This is a genomic window from Lentibacillus kapialis (assembly GCF_014646635.1).
Taxonomy (GTDB): Bacteria; Bacillota; Bacilli; order Bacillales; family Amphibacillaceae; genus Lentibacillus; species Lentibacillus kapialis.
The window spans coordinates 37,927-51,799 of sequence record NZ_BMNQ01000018.1 but is presented as its reverse complement, the minus strand read 5'-3'; the positions used below and the strand labels follow the sequence as shown (position 1 = coordinate 51,799).

At 42.3% G+C, this 13,873-nt stretch carries 13 protein-coding genes; 10 read left to right on the top strand and 3 right to left on the bottom strand.

All coding sequences use genetic code 11. The features are described from left to right. Nucleotides 1-458, top strand: a 458-nt coding sequence (gene spo0A / locus IEW67_RS08400; protein ID WP_229671713.1) for a sporulation transcription factor Spo0A, incomplete at its 5' end; no start/stop codon positions are given. A gap of 228 nt (nt 459-686) precedes the next feature. Here spo0A and IEW67_RS08395 read toward each other — a convergent pair. Together IEW67_RS08395 and IEW67_RS08390 are read right to left on the bottom strand one after the other, a co-directional pair. Beyond that, on the bottom strand, nt 687-2,033 hold the full coding sequence (locus IEW67_RS08395) for an aspartate kinase (protein ID WP_188632617.1): 1,347 nt from the start codon (nt 2,031-2,033) through the stop codon (nt 687-689). Between the two features lie 84 nt (nt 2,034-2,117). Continuing rightward, nucleotides 2,118-2,348 carry a DUF2627 domain-containing protein gene (locus IEW67_RS08390; protein WP_188632616.1) on the bottom strand — a complete coding sequence of 77 codons (231 nt, stop codon included), beginning with the start codon at nt 2,346-2,348 and terminating at the stop codon, nt 2,118-2,120. A gap of 184 nt (nt 2,349-2,532) precedes the next feature. On the opposite strand from IEW67_RS08390, the gene IEW67_RS08385 reads away from it, so the two are divergent. From IEW67_RS08385 to IEW67_RS08345, 9 genes are all read left to right on the top strand, one after another. Beyond that, a complete protein-coding gene (locus tag IEW67_RS08385) occupies nt 2,533-4,605 on the top strand; it encodes a sigma 54-interacting transcriptional regulator (RefSeq protein ID WP_188632615.1) in 2,073 nt (690 codons plus the stop codon). Nucleotides 4,606-4,847: 242 nt separating this feature from the next. Continuing rightward, nucleotides 4,848-5,942: a Glu/Leu/Phe/Val family dehydrogenase gene (locus IEW67_RS08380; RefSeq protein ID WP_188632622.1), complete on the top strand. Its 1,095-nt coding sequence runs from the start codon at nt 4,848-4,850 to the stop codon at nt 5,940-5,942. Nucleotides 5,943-5,975: 33 nt separating this feature from the next. Continuing rightward, a complete protein-coding gene (gene buk, locus IEW67_RS08375; RefSeq protein WP_188632614.1) occupies nt 5,976-7,100 on the top strand; it encodes a butyrate kinase in 1,125 nt (374 codons plus the stop codon). Further along, nucleotides 7,084-8,505 (top strand): dihydrolipoyl dehydrogenase, encoded by a 1,422-nt coding sequence (gene lpdA / locus IEW67_RS08370; protein WP_188632613.1) that lies wholly within the window; start codon nt 7,084-7,086, stop codon nt 8,503-8,505. The genes buk and lpdA overlap by 17 nt, the downstream gene beginning before the upstream one ends. A 35-nt stretch (nt 8,506-8,540) precedes the next feature. Then, nucleotides 8,541-9,545 carry a thiamine pyrophosphate-dependent dehydrogenase E1 component subunit alpha gene (locus tag IEW67_RS08365; protein ID WP_188632612.1) on the top strand — a complete coding sequence of 335 codons (1,005 nt, stop codon included), beginning with the start codon at nt 8,541-8,543 and terminating at the stop codon, nt 9,543-9,545. A gap of 2 nt (nt 9,546-9,547) precedes the next feature. Then, on the top strand, nt 9,548-10,531 hold the full coding sequence (locus tag IEW67_RS08360) for an alpha-ketoacid dehydrogenase subunit beta (RefSeq protein WP_188632611.1): 984 nt from the start codon (nt 9,548-9,550) through the stop codon (nt 10,529-10,531). Between the two features lie 28 nt (nt 10,532-10,559). Then, entirely contained in the window at nt 10,560-11,801 is a 1,242-nt protein-coding gene (locus IEW67_RS08355) for a dihydrolipoamide acetyltransferase family protein (RefSeq protein ID WP_188632610.1), read from the top strand. A gap of 171 nt (nt 11,802-11,972) precedes the next feature. Then, nucleotides 11,973-12,404: a BrxA/BrxB family bacilliredoxin gene (locus IEW67_RS08350; RefSeq protein WP_188632609.1), complete on the top strand. Its 432-nt coding sequence runs from the start codon at nt 11,973-11,975 to the stop codon at nt 12,402-12,404. 250 nt (nt 12,405-12,654) lie between these two features. Then, nucleotides 12,655-13,641 carry an aromatic acid exporter family protein gene (locus IEW67_RS08345; protein ID WP_188632608.1) on the top strand — a complete coding sequence of 329 codons (987 nt, stop codon included), beginning with the start codon at nt 12,655-12,657 and terminating at the stop codon, nt 13,639-13,641. A gap of 47 nt (nt 13,642-13,688) precedes the next feature. Here the strand turns inward: IEW67_RS08345 and prli42 are convergent, their stop codons facing one another. After that, nucleotides 13,689-13,826, bottom strand: coding sequence for a stressosome-associated protein Prli42 (gene prli42 / locus IEW67_RS08340; protein WP_229671712.1), 138 nt, complete (start codon nt 13,824-13,826; stop codon nt 13,689-13,691). Between the last annotated feature and the right edge of the window lie 47 nt (nt 13,827-13,873).

The window sequence follows — 13,873 nt, the reverse complement described above, 5'->3', positions numbered from 1 at the left end:
ATTTGACGGCGATAATGTCGCTTAGAGGGCGAAAATGGAATTTCGACAAAAGCACTGTCATACAAGGGTTTCAGGCATTAATAAACACCCCGAATCCCTTGGTATGTGGGGTGCGAAACTCGAGTACAAATATTATACATGAAATAGGCGTTCCCGCGCACATAAAGGGTTACATGTATTTAAGAGAAGCCATAACGATGGTTTATAATGATATTGAACTTTTAGGATCGATTACAAAGGCCTTATATCCTGATATTGCAAAGAAGTTTAACACAACAGCATCCCGGGTGGAGCGGGCCATTCGGCATGCCATTGAGGTTGCCTGGAGCCGTGGCAATGTTGAATCAATTTCAGCTCTTTTTGGTTATACGGTCAATATTTCCAAAGCTAAGCCGACCAACTCCGAGTTCATTGCGATGGTTGCTGACCGTTTGCGGCTGGAACATAAGGCGAGCTAAAGGGTCAAATGGGAAGCGCTTTGATAATAAGTTAATTGCATTATTCATACAAAAAACTGTATGCGTTCGTCCGCATACAGTTTTTTGTTCAGGCTCATTTCGTAAATTGTGTCTAAGGAGCTGAAACGTTGCTCTAAGGTGCGTAACCGTCCAAAGTGGAATTTAATCCTGTCACTGCGTTGAAGTATAGGATTTTTTCGTCAAAAATAAAATCTTTAAAAAACAACATTAACCAAAGAATTTTTGGTAAAGTGATCGCACAGCCAAATCGAGTTTATCTTTCCGAATACCGAACATGATGGAAACTTCTGATGACCCTTGGTTAATCATCTCAATACTGATGTTGGCCTCAGCGAAAGCTGCTGCCGATTTCTCGGCAATACCAACTGCGCTCATCATACCCTCACCAACAACCATGATCATAGCGAAACCGTAATCAATCGAAATGGTCTCTGGGTATAACTCGCTTTTAATCCGATTAATCACATTAATTTCCTTTTCAGCCGTCAATTGACTGTCACGAATAATAACGGACATATTGTCAATTCCGGAAGGAGCATGCTCAAAGGAGATTCCCTCTTCCTCCAAAATTTGTAGCAATTTACGTCCGAAACCAATTTCACGGTTCATAAGATATTTGCTCACATATAAATTAGAAAATCCTGTATCGCTGGCAATTCCGACAACACATCTGGTATGCGGATCTTTGTCGGAAACAATCATTGTGCCGGAACCGGCCGGGTTATTGGTATTTTTGATGCATACTGGTATTTCTGCCTGAAAAGCCGGCATAAGTGCTTCATCATGAAATACACCGAAACCGGAGTATGATAATTCGCGCATTTCCTTGTATGTCAAAGTAGTTATTTTCTCAGGATTGCTGACGATTGTTGGGTTGACAGCATAAACTGAATCAACATCCGTAAAATTCTCATACAAGCTAGCTTGAACCCCTGCGGCGACAATTGAGCCAGTGATATCTGATCCGCCTCTTGAAAAAGTCATTAACCCACCATCTTTTGTAAATCCAAAAAAACCGGGTATGACGAGAATTCCATCCTTTTTACGCATCTCATATAATTGAGCAAAGCTTTCAGGCAGTGCCTGAGCTTTTCCCGGTTCATTGCTGACAATGATACCAGCATCTTTCGGATTGACGTAATGAGCATTCAGTCCTTTTGATTTCAGGTATTCGCTGACTATTTTTGCGCTGCTGTCTTCGCCGATTGACTTCAATCCATCTGCTTTCATCCGATCTGGCGCATCACTATTCAGCGTATTTTGGACCGACTGTTCAATATCGGCGAGAATTGACTGTGGAAGTTCAAGCTCATTGACAATTTCCGAAAATCTTTCCATTATCTGTGTGAACTTCTTTTCATATGGGTTGTTGTTAAGAGCCAGATCGCTTAACTCAATTAAAAGGTCCGTAATTTTGGCATCATTTTCAAACCGTTTTCCCGGGGCGGACACAACGACAAATTTTCGGTCGGTATCATCCGCAACGATAGATCCGACTTTTTTAATCTGTACATCATTAGCTACAGAACTTCCCCCGAATTTTACAACTTTCATGCTACACCTCTCCATTGGTAAATTGTTCAAGCTTTTCTTATAAGGCCTTCCAAAATATATATTTTCGGACGGTATAAAGAATCACTATTTAGATTGTCGCTTATTCTTTTGATTCTTTCTGTCACGGTAAACAATAAATCCGGCGATAAATGCAAGACCTCCTAAAAACAAAAGAAAACCTGCAATAAATTGAATGCTTATATGAAAAAAAACAGGATAAAAGTCATTAAACAGTGAATCCCGCATCAGTTTGATTCCAACAGCGGATATAATTCCAGGTATAAGCAGCATAAGCACTGCAACAAAGCGAATCATGAGTGTGGTTTTCTCCTTTAATTAATACAGGCTTTTTTAAGTATAGCAAAATTAAAACAAAATATGAACACATCATTGCATATTTGTATCAGTAAGTTCAATCTAATACACAGCAGGATGCTTGCTAAGAAATGCACATTGACGTATCCTTGAAATATGCAAATTATTGCAGAGGCGGGATATCATGAAGCGTGTCCTGATTGTGGGTGCAGGCAAAGGCGGAAGAGCCTTGCTGGATATTTTACATAATACGGAGAAAATGGCTATTGTTGGCATGATAGATATCAACCCTGAAGCCAAAGGTTTAAAAATTGCCGAGGGTTATGGCATTCCTGTCAGCACCAATTATTACAATTGGATGGAAGATGATATCGACATCATAGTAGAGGCTACCGGGAATGATGCTGTATTGGCTGAGTTGCTTAATAGACGAAGCGGAAAAACAGTCGTTATACCCGGCAGTGTTGCATATATCATTTCTGAGTTGATGGATGAAAAGGAATCATTACTCGAACAATTGAAGCTTGAGGCGAGTAACCAGGAGTTAATTTTAAATAACATTCATGATGGTATGATTGTTGTGAACGATCAGGAGATTGTTCAGTTTGTCAACAAAAGCACCGAGCGGATTGTGGGAATTTGCAAAGAACAATTCAACGGCAAAGATATTAAAAGTGTCATTGCTGACACCAGACTTCCACATGTACTACGAAACCGGCGAAAAGAAGTCAATCAGCGTCTCATTCTGGAAAACGGCAAAAAGGTTATAACGACCCGCATTCCAATTATTAATGCTCAAGAACAAGTGCTGGGTGCTTTTGCCATTTTTAAGGATATTACCGAAGTGATGAATCTCGCAGAAGAAATAACCGATCTCAAGGAAATAAAAACACTTCTTGAAGCAATTATCCAGTCCTCTGATGAAGCCATATCGGTTGTGGATGAGAATGGAAACGGACTTATGATAAACCCCGCATATACGCGTTTGACCGGTCTCAGTGAATCAGACATTATCGGAAAGCCAGCCAGTGTGGATATATCCGAAGGCGAAAGCATGCATATGAAGGTGCTGCAAACCCGTCGTGCCGTTCGCAGAGTCCATATGAAGGTGGGCCCCGGAAACAAAGATGTTCTGGTTAATGTGGCTCCTGTTATTGTAGATGGTAAAATTAAAGGAAGTGTAGGCGTTTTGCATGACGTCTCAGAGATACAGTCATTAACAAGCAAGCTGAAACGTGCACGCCAGATTATCCGAAACCTTGAAGCAAAATATACATTTGATGACATTATCGGTTCTTCATCAGAAATGCAGATAGCACTTGAACAGGCTAAGGTGGGGGCAAAAACCCCTGCAACCGTCCTGCTGCGTGGCAACTCCGGTACAGGGAAAGAATTGTTTGCACACGCCATTCACAATGAAAGTGACCGCAAACATAACAAATTTATACGCGTGAATTGTGCTGCTATTGCTGAAAGTTTACTGGAAAGCGAATTATTTGGTTATGAGGAAGGTGCTTTTACAGGTGCAAAACAGGGTGGCAAAAAAGGTCTGTTTGAAGAAGCAAACAGAGGAAGCGTTTTTCTGGATGAAATTGGCGAACTGTCACTTCACATGCAAGCAAAACTACTTCGGGTGCTTCAAGAGGGGGAAATCGTCCGTGTTGGCGGAACATCTCCCATTGCTATCGACGTTCGGGTGATTACAGCAACCAATATTAACTTGGAAAAAGCTATTATGAGCAGACATTTTCGGGAAGATTTGTATTATCGTTTGAATCGGTTGCCTATATATATCCCGGCACTGGAAGAACGAATCGAGGATCTGCCGGAACTCGTTGACTATCTTATTCAAAAAATCAATCAGGATTATGGAAGAGGTGTGAACTCAATTGAAGCCCAGGCAATCGACTACTTGAAGGGCTATCACTGGCCTGGAAATGTACGGGAATTGGAAAATATTATTGGCCGGGCCATGATTTATATCGGGCTGAATGAAGAAGTGATAAAAAAGAAGCATATCCCAGATTTGGCAACGTCCCGAACTTCATCCCATCAGCTGAAAACAGAAAGAGACATGAATGGAACATTGCAAAGCGTTATGGAAGCATATGAAAAACAATATATTTCCGACGTTCTGCAGGCATTCAATTACAATAAAACGAGAACGGCCAAGTACCTGAACATCTCAATACGGAACCTGTATTATAAACTCGAAAAACATGAAATTGAAAAAGATAGCATGCAAAAATTTTCATGAATGCAAATAAATGCATGGTTAAAAGCGCGCTAATAAAGCGCTTTCAACATAAGGTTTTGGCATGGTTTTTGCTTAAGTATGTTGGGGGTGATGTCAGCCAGATGAACATACTAGTAAAATTTAAAACAACAAAAAACAAATCATAGTAAGTCAATAAAGTACATATTTAACACCACATTCGTAGTGGTTCAAATCGGTACTGGACAGCTGGTTAGGTTGATAAAACTTAGGGGGTAATAATGATGGAAATGTTTAACTATATGGAAGAATATGATTATGAGCAATTGGTTCTTTGCCAGGATAAAAATTCAGGATTAAAGGCGATTATTGTGATCCATGATACGACACTGGGGCCTGCTCTTGGCGGAACAAGGATGTGGACGTATAGCTCTGAGGAAGATGCAATAGAAGATGCTCTGAGGTTGGCAAAGGGCATGACGTATAAAAATGCAGCTGCAGGACTTAATCTCGGAGGAGGAAAAGCGGTTATCATCGGGGATCCGAAAAAAGACAAAAACCCTGAAATGTTCCGTGCTTTCGGAAGGTATATTCAAAGCCTTAACGGAAGGTATATTACAGCTGAAGATGTTGGGACCACTGTTCATGATATGGATCTGATTCATATGGAAACAAACTTTGTGACGGGAACCTCTCCTGAATCAGGGTCATCAGGCAACCCGTCCCCTGTGACAGGCTATGGTATTTATAAAGGCATGAAGGCGGCTGCAATGGAAGCGTACGGTGATCCCTCGCTTGAAGGAAAGACCGTCGCCGTTCAAGGGGTTGGCAACGTAGCTTATGCATTATGTGAGCATTTACATGAAGAAGGTGCTGATTTAATCGTTACTGATGTCAATAAAGAAGCTGCTAAACGTGCCGTGGATACCTTTGGAGCCAAGTTAGTTGAACCGGATGAAATTTATGGTGTTGATTGTGATATTTACGCACCATGTGCACTTGGTGCCACCATCAATGATGAAACTATCCCACAACTCAAAGCGAAAATAGTTGCCGGTTCTGCAAACAATCAACTTAAAACAATGGAACATGGTGATATGCTCCATGAAATGGGTATTGTTTATGCACCGGATTATGTTATCAATTCAGGCGGGGTTATTAACGTTTCAGATGAGTTGGACGGGTATAATCATAAAAGAGCCATGAAAAAAGTGGAGATGATATATGATAATCTGACGCAGGTATTTGAAATTTCAAGGCGTGATCAAATCCCGACATATGCTGCCGCTGACCGTTTGGCCGAAGAACGGATTCGCTCCCTGCAAGCATCACGCAGCCAGTTTTTAAGAAATGGCCATCACATACTAAGCAGACGATAACGTGTTTGAAAATGTTACGGAGGTAATCCGCCAATGCAGCAAACATTGCGTGTCCTCGTCATAAACCCGGGATCAACCTCAACTAAAATCGGCGTTTTTGACGGAGAACATTGTATTTTTGAAAGAAGCATCAAACACAGCATAGAGGAACTGTCCAAATATAAGCGAATCATAGACCAATATGCATTCCGTAAACAAATTTTATTGGAACAATTGGATTATGAAGGGATTAATATTTCCAAATTAAATGCCGTTTGCGCTCGCGGGGGTCTTTTGCGTCCGATTGAAGGCGGTACTTATGAAGTGAATGAAATCATGCTGCAGGATTTAAAAATAGGCCATAACGGACAGCATGCATCGAATTTAGGTGGAATCATAGCCTATGAAATAGCCAGCGGATTAAACATCCCCTCATTTATTGTTGATCCGGTTGTTGTCGATGAGCTCCATGAAATTGCCAGGGTGTCAGGGGTACCTGAAATTCCCCGAAAAAGTATATTTCATGCCTTAAACCAAAAAGCTGCGGCAAGAAAAGCGGCAAATGAGCTTGGAAAAGATTACACAGAAGCGAATTTGATTGTCACACATATGGGCGGAGGCATTACGATTGGGGCGCATAAAAATGGACAGGTGATCGATGTCAACAATGGTCTTCATGGAGATGGACCATTCTCTCCCGAACGTGCCGGTACAACTCCTGTTGGCGATTTAGTATCCATGTGCTTTTCAGGGCAGTTTTACCTTGACGAAGTTATGAAAAAACTTGTTGGAGGGGGAGGCCTGATGGCTTATCTGCACACAAATGACGCTATTGAAGTGGAACACCGTATCGCAGGTGGTGATAATTATGCAGCACACATTTATGATGCCATGGCGTATCAGGTCTCTAAAGAAATTGGATCAATGGGGACAGTGCTTGCGGGAAAGGTGGATGCTATCGTATTGACGGGAGGACTGGCCTACGGAAAAAAGTTTGTCCAACTGATAACCGAACGGGTTGATTGGATTGCCGATACCATTGTTTATCCTGGGGAAGATGAGCTGCAGGCGCTCAACGAAGGAACACTGCGGGTGCTTAGAAATGAAGAACCTGCAAAAGAATATCCAGCTAACCAAAACGGAGAGGAGTGTTCAACAGTCAATGGCGAACGAATATGATTTAGTTGTACTCGGAGGCGGGACAGGCGGGTATGTGGCTGCTATACGTGCCTCACAGCTAGGGATGCAGGTTGCTGTTGTTGAAAAAGGCGATCTTGGCGGAACATGCTTGAACAGAGGCTGTATCCCTTCAAAATCGTTGCTAAGAAGTGCAGAGGTTTTTAAACAAACAAAGGAAGCGAATGAGTACGGTGTAGAAACATCGGGTGTTACCTTAAACTTTACCAAAGTACAGGAGCGGAAGAACAGTATTATCAAAACACTTCAACAAGGTGTACTAGGTTTGATGAAAAAGGGCAAAATCGATGTTTATGAAGGATTTGGCCGTATTTTAGGTCCCAGTATTTTTTCGCCGATGCCTGGCACAATATCTATTGAATATGCAAATGGTGACGAAAATACCATGCTCGTACCAAAAAATGTGCTGATTGCGACCGGTTCTAAGCCGAAATCACTGCCGGGACTGGAACTGGACGGCACAATTGTGATGAGTTCCGACGAGGCGCTTAACATGAGTGAATTGCCATCCTCAATACTTATCGTGGGCGGTGGCGTTATCGGCATTGAGTGGGCATCAATGCTTTCGGATTTTGGCGTTGATGTAACCGTAATAGAATACATGGATCAAATTTTGCCAACAGAAGATGCGGCTGTTGCCAGAGAGATTGAAACAGAGCTAAAGAAGAAAGGTATTCAGTTTATTAAAAGTGCCAAACTATTGCCCAAGACGCTTCAAAAGAAAAATGGCGTGCAAATAGAGGCGGAAGTTAATAATGACAATGAAATATATTCAGCAGACAGGATGCTTGTTTCTGTCGGCCGGGAAGCAATCACGTCAAACCTGGGGTTGCAAAACACGGATATTGTTGTTGATAAAGGCTTTATTCAAACAAATGAATTTTACCAGACAAAAGAATCACATATCTATGCGATCGGCGATGTAATCGGCGGAATGCAACTTGCGCATGTGGCGTCTCACGAAGGCATCGCAGCTGTTGAGCATATGGCGGATCAAAATCCATTACCGCTGGAATATGACACCATTCCGTCATGTATTTATTCCAATCCGGAGGCAGCCAGCGTTGGTTTGACCGAAAAACAGGCAAGCGATCTGGGATTTGACATCAAAATCGGGAAATTTCCTTTCAAAGCAAATGGTAAAGCGTTAGTGCATGGTGAATCGGACGGATTTGTCAAAATAATTGCCGATAAGCAGACTGAGGATTTGCTTGGTGTTCATATGGTAGGACCCCATGCGACTGATATGATATCGGAAGCGGGGCTGGCCAAAGTGCTTGATGCAACACCTTGGGAAATCTCACACAGTATTCATCCGCACCCGACGCTTTCGGAAGTGATGGGAGAAGCAGCAATGGCTGTAGAAGGAAAACAAATCCATAATTAACAGTTTAACTTGTGAATTCAGGGGAGGGAAAGCTAATGGCAAAAAATCGCCATAAATCACTGGGATTAACAGACGAACAAGCAATCGATATTTACAGGCATATGCTTTTAGCCCGTAAAATCGACGAACGGATGTGGTTGTTGAACCGCGCCGGAAAGATACCGTTTGTCATTTCGTGTCAAGGACAGGAGGCATCACAGGTGGGTGCATCTTTTGCGCTCAATCGAGAAGAAGATTATGTTTCACCTTATTATCGGGATATGGGCGTCGTGCTTGCATTCGGAATGACAGCTAAAGAATTGATGCTTTCAGCGTTTGCAAAAGAAGAAGACCCCAATTCAGGCGGCAGACAAATGCCAAGCCATTTCGGTCAAAAGAGCAATCGAATCCTGAGTCAGTCATCACCTGTTACGACGCAGCTTCCGCATGCTGTTGGTATCGCACTTGCTGCCAAAATGGAAAAGGAAAATTTTGTATCGTTTGTCACACTAGGTGAAGGATCTTCCAATCAAGGTGATTTTCATGAAGGATTGAACTTTGCCGGTGTTCATAAGCTGCCTGTTATAACGATGGTCGAAAACAACAAATATGCCATATCGGTCCCGCAGGATAAACAAATTGCAAGCGCTAATGTTTCAGATCGGGGTCAAAGTTATGGTATGCCTGGTATAACAGTTGACGGCAATGATCCGCTGGCCGTATACGAAAACGTTAAACAAGCGCGGGAACGTGCTATAAATGGAGAAGGACCGACTCTTATAGAGGCAATTTCCTATCGGTTTACGGCCCATTCAAGTGATGACGACGATCGCCAATATCGGGAAAGTGCTGAAGTGGAGGAAGCAAAGAAAAATGATTCTATCTTTTCATTTGCTGCTTATTTAAAAGAAGGCGGGATACTGACGGAGGAACAAGAACAGGATATTCTCAGCGAAATTGAATCAATCGTTAATGAAGCGACAGACTACGCAGAAAATGCTGTTTATCCCGAACCTGAGTCGGTACTTAAATATGTTTATGAAGAGCAGGGGGAGAGTTAGTCATGCCAGTAATGTCCTATATTCAGGCAGTGACTGTTGCCTTACGTGAAGAAATGCAGCGCGACGAAAAAGTGTTTATCCTTGGAGAAGATATCGGTAAAAAAGGAGGCGTGTTTGGAGCAACAAAGGGGTTGCATGATGAATTCGGGGACTATCGTGTTCTGGATACGCCGCTTGCAGAATCAGCCATTGCAGGCGTCGGAATTGGGGCTGCTATGTATGGGATGCGTCCAGTTGCGGAAATGCAGTTTGCCGACTTCATCATGCCAGCTATTAATCAAATTATTTCCGAAGCTGCTAAAATGCGCTACCGTTCTAATAATGACTGGAATGTTCCAATGACCATTCGAGCGCCGTATGGCGGTGGGGTACATGGTGCGTTATATCATTCGCAATCAGTTGAAGCAATATTCGCCAACCAACCGGGCTTAAAGATTGTCATGCCATCAACACCTTATGATGTAAAAGGACTTTTGAAAGCTTCCATTCGCGATAACGACCCGGTGCTCTTCTTTGAACATAAGCGGGCATACCGCCTATTGAAAAGCGATGTACCAGAAAATGACTATGTTCTGCCGATCGGTAAGGCAGATGTTAAGCGAGAAGGAAGTGATGTAACGGTCATCACATATGGTCTGTCAGTCCATTTTGCACTTCAAGCGGCCGAAAAACTTGGAGAAGAAGGTATAGACACACATATTCTTGATTTGCGTACTGTGTACCCGCTCGATCAGAATGCCATTATTGATGCAGCACAGAAAACCGGAAAAGTTCTTCTTGTCACAGAAGATAATAAAGAAGGAAGCATTATCGGAGAAGTGGCAGCTATTATAGCGGAAAACTGTCTGTTTGACCTTGATTCTCCAATTCAGCGTCTTGCCGGTCCTGATATACCGGCAATGCCATTTTCTCCAGCCTTGGAAAAGTACTTTATGATGAATCCTGATAAAGTTGAAAAAGCCATCAGGGAACTTGCTGAATTTTAACGATTAACTGCCAAAGGGAGGGTATAAAATGGCAACCGAAAAAATCAATATGCCACAGCTGGGAGAGAGTGTCACCGAAGGAACCATCAGTTCCTGGCTCGTTGGTGCAGGGGACAAAGTCAATAAATATGATCCGATTGCAGAAGTTATGACTGATAAAGTCAATGCTGAAGTACCGTCATCATTTTCAGGTACCATTAAGGAGCTTGTAGCGCAGGAGGGAGATACCGTTCGAGTTGGTAATCTCATGTGTTATATCGATACAAAAGGGGAGTCATCCGGTGGTGAATCCCAAGCATCCGATCAAACTGGGAAAGAGCACAATACATCAGCAGTGAAAGACGAAGATAATGCAGCTGAGCGGTCGATGAAAAAACGTTATTCACCGGCTGTCATGAAACTTGCCCAGGAAAATGACATCGATCTGCAACAGGTTGAAGGCTCGGGCCGAGGCGGAAGAATTACACGAAAAGATATTGAAAAACTGATAGCTTCAAATGATAAACCGGCTGCACCGAAAAGCGAGACAGAGGATGAGCAGCTGTCTGCTTCTGATCACCAGGCACAAAAAGGCGACGTCGAGATTCCGGTTACCGGTGTCAGAAAAGCCATTGCACAAAATATGGTGAAATCCACCCAGGAGATACCGCATGCATGGATGGCGGTTGAAGCCGATGTTACGGATTTGGTCCGTTATCGGAATATAGTCAAAGAAGAATTCAAACAAAATGAAGGGTACAGTCTGACATTCTTTGCGTTTTTTGTAAAAGCCGTAGCTCAGGCGCTGAAGGAATTCCCTCAACTGAACAGTACTTGGGCAGGAGACAAGATTATTCAGCATAAAAATATCAACCTGTCCATCGCAGTAGCAAAAGACAATGAACTGTTTGTACCGGTTATTAAAAATGCTGACGAGAAAAGCATCAAAGGTGTTGCCAGAGACATTAATGATTTGGCAATAAGGGCACGATCCGGAAAATTGACGTCAGAGGACATGCAGGGAGGAACGTTTACAGTTAACAATACCGGATCATTTGGTTCTGTCCAATCGATGGGTGTCATCAATCACCCGCAGGCTGCGATATTACAGGTAGAATCAATTGTTAAACGGCCGGTCATCATAAATGATATGTTTGCTGCACGTGATATGGTTAACTTATGTTTATCCCTTGACCACAGGGTTCTGGATGGATTGATTGTTGGTCAGTTTTTAGCCCGTCTAAAAGAAATCGTGGAAAATACCAATGCGGACACAACCAGTATATATTAGACGTCGAGTACCCCTGTCCCCATAATCTCCGCTGTTCAGTTTTTAGCGGATCGTGTTCAACGATTATCGAGCCATGCCATTTCAAAGGTTTCTAAATTGAAATCTGCCAGTAAACTTGGTAAGGTAATTGTAGTAACATCAATTATTAAATAAAAGGGGATGGATTCACATATGGATTTCAACTTATTCATGGAGGACGTTGTAAACGCTGCCCGTGAAGATGTGCGCGATGCCGGTTACGAAGAATTGACAACATCTGAGTCGGTTGAGGAAGCAATGAAGCGTCAAGGCTCAACGTTGGTTATGGTTAATTCGACATGCGGATGTGCCGGCGGTGTTGCCCGTCCTGCAGCGGCCAATGCAATTCATTACGATAAACGGCCGGACCACTTGGTGACAGTGTTTGCCGGACAAGACCGCGAAGCAACTGAAAAAGCCAGAGAATATTTTGAAGGCTATCCGCCATCATCACCATCTTTTGCATTCTTAAAAGACGGTGAAGTTGTTACAATGCTTGAACGCTCTGACATTGAAGGCTATAGTGCAATGGATGTAGTCGGCAAGCTGCAAAAAGTATTCGACGATCATTGTGAAGAAGTCTAAATATAATGTTTTATAGTATGGGGCTGTCTCAACATAAAAAGGGTCAGCCCTATTTTATAACGTCAAAAAGTATAGAAGATTATGGATGAGCTATAAGAAAGCTTTGGCACTCGCTATAAGGCGAGACTAGGAGCCTTGGACAAAAGTAGTTTTATTGAGGAAAAAACCGAACTAACTAGAGCGTATACACCGCTCTGGAAATATACTCCGCGCACCTTAGGGCGGCATTATTGCTTAAGGAGAAATAAACGTGAAAATAGGCTCGCGTACAATCAAAACAGCAATAGGCACTCCCATTTCGATTTCTATTGCTCAGGTTTTTGGTTTGACTAATTTTGTTTCTGCTGGGATACTGACGATTTTGTGTATTCAACCTTCCCGGAAACGTTCCGTCCTGAGTGCTTGGCATCGTTTTTTGGCTTGTGTGACAGCTGCTTTATTTTCGATCATTTTTTTTGAACTAATAGGTTATCATCCAGTCGTTATTGGTATTATGCTGGCCTTTTTCATACCTGTCACTGTTTGGCTGAAAGTCACGCCGGGAATTGCGACCAGCTCAGTTATCATCCTGAATTTGTACAGTGCCGGTCATATCTCGTTTTCTTTCTTAACAGGGCAGTTTTTTCTCATTATAATCGGTATTGGCACGGCATTACTTGTCAATTTATATATGCCGAGTTTCGATACACAGTTAAAACAGAAACAGGATGAACTCGAGTATCATTTTCAGATTATATTGAATGAAATTGCCTTATATATACGTAACAAAAACGAAAATTGGGATGGAAAAGAACTGAAAGTGTCTGAGGATATATTACAGGATGCGATGGATTTGGTATTATTGGATAAAGAAAATCATTTATTGCGAAACGAGCACCCTTATCGTGACTATTTTCAGATGCGAAACAAGCAGCTGGAATTGCTGGAAAAAATGCTCCCATTAGTAAGTAGATTGCCCAACAGTGACGCCATTTCTGTAAAAATTGCCAGTTTTTTTGAAAAGTTAGCTGATAATGTTCATCCTGGTAATACAGCAACAGTCTATTTGGATGAATTGGAAGAACTGCGGAAAACGTTTGATCGTGAGGAGCTGCCGAAGACACAAGAAGAATTTGAAACAAGGGCTAATTTATTCAGACTGTTGCATGAAATTGAAGACTACTTGCTGCTGAAGAAAAAATTTAAAAAAAGCGATGTACCCGAAAAAAGGAGAGTAAAAAAAGACCGGAATATGTAAATTCCAGTCTTCTGCAATCGGTTAGCGATGACCGCGCCTTACTGATCTTAGATAAACATTGACAGTCCCATTGTCAGTGTCGACAGTATCATTGCCAGGATCATAAGATATATGATAATTTTTAGTCTTCGTTCGCGCTTGGATTTTTTTCTCGGTGCTTGCATTTTAGTTTGGTTTTTAACCAAATTCATACCTCCTTAAGTCCTTATCCTGACTTGTATTTTACCGCTAA

Bases quoted from the DNA above. Each gene is read 5' to 3' on its own strand.
- lpdA (WP_188632613.1), top strand. From the start codon at position 7,084: ATGGCGAACGAATATGATTTAGTTGTACTCGGAGGCGGGACAGGCGGG.
- IEW67_RS08350 (WP_188632609.1), top strand. From the start codon at position 11,973: ATGGATTTCAACTTATTCATGGAGGACGTTGTAAACGCTGCCCGTGAA.
- IEW67_RS08385 (WP_188632615.1), top strand. From the start codon at position 2,533: ATGAAGCGTGTCCTGATTGTGGGTGCAGGCAAAGGCGGAAGAGCCTTG.
- IEW67_RS08395 (WP_188632617.1), bottom strand. From the start codon at position 2,033: ATGAAAGTTGTAAAATTCGGGGGAAGTTCTGTAGCTAATGATGTACAG.
- IEW67_RS08380 (WP_188632622.1), top strand. From the start codon at position 4,848: ATGGAAATGTTTAACTATATGGAAGAATATGATTATGAGCAATTGGTT.
- IEW67_RS08360 (WP_188632611.1), top strand. From the start codon at position 9,548: ATGCCAGTAATGTCCTATATTCAGGCAGTGACTGTTGCCTTACGTGAA.
- buk (WP_188632614.1), top strand. From the start codon at position 5,976: ATGCAGCAAACATTGCGTGTCCTCGTCATAAACCCGGGATCAACCTCA.
- IEW67_RS08355 (WP_188632610.1), top strand. From the start codon at position 10,560: ATGGCAACCGAAAAAATCAATATGCCACAGCTGGGAGAGAGTGTCACC.
- IEW67_RS08390 (WP_188632616.1), bottom strand. From the start codon at position 2,348: ATGATTCGCTTTGTTGCAGTGCTTATGCTGCTTATACCTGGAATTATA.
- IEW67_RS08365 (WP_188632612.1), top strand. From the start codon at position 8,541: ATGGCAAAAAATCGCCATAAATCACTGGGATTAACAGACGAACAAGCA.